This window comes from Bacillus sp. LR--39 (assembly GCF_053613335.1).
This window is the reverse complement of sequence record NZ_JBSIOT010000997.1, coordinates 1-662: the sequence shown is the minus strand read 5'-3', so window position 1 is coordinate 662 and position 662 is coordinate 1. Positions and strand designations below refer to the sequence as shown.

Genomic DNA, 662 nt, shown 5'->3' with positions numbered 1-662 from the left:
TGGCTCAAACAGGTACTGATCGCGTAAAACGCGGTATGGCAGAAATGCAGAAGGGCGGCGTCATTATGGACGTTGTCAATGCTGAACAAGCAAAAATCGCAGAAGAAGCAGGAGCCGTCGCAGTCATGGCGCTGGAGCGCGTTCCGGCTGATATCCGTGCGGCAGGCGGAGTTGCCCGCATGGCAGATCCGACTATTGTCGAAGAAGTGATGAACGCTGTTTCAATCCCGGTTATGGCAAAAGCACGCATCGGGCATATCGTTGAAGCGCGTGTTCTTGAAGCGCTTGGCGTTGACTATATTGATGAAAGTGAAGTTTTGACTCCTGCAGATGAAGAATTTCATTTAAATAAAAACGAATTTACCGTTCCATTTGTATGCGGATGCCGCGACCTAGGAGAAGCGACGCGCCGGATCGCTGAAGGAGCTTCAATGCTTCGTACAAAAGGCGAACCTGGTACGGGCAATATTGTGGAAGCTGTCCGCCATATGAGAAAGGTGAATGCTCAAGTGCGCAAAGTTGTCGGCATGAGCGATGACGAACTGATGACAGAAGCGAAAAACCTCGGCGCTCCTTATGAGCTGCTGAAGGAAATTAAAGCCGAAGGACGCCTTCCGGTTGTCAACTTTGCTGCCGGCGGTGTAGCAACACCTGCTGATGCT

General features: G+C 51.1%; 1 protein-coding gene. It reads left to right on the top strand.

All coding sequences use genetic code 11. The annotated features are described in order from the left end of the window. A partial coding sequence (gene pdxS, locus ACWHAR_RS28010; protein WP_452088557.1) for a pyridoxal 5'-phosphate synthase lyase subunit PdxS occupies positions 1–662 on the top strand: 662 nt, incomplete at both ends.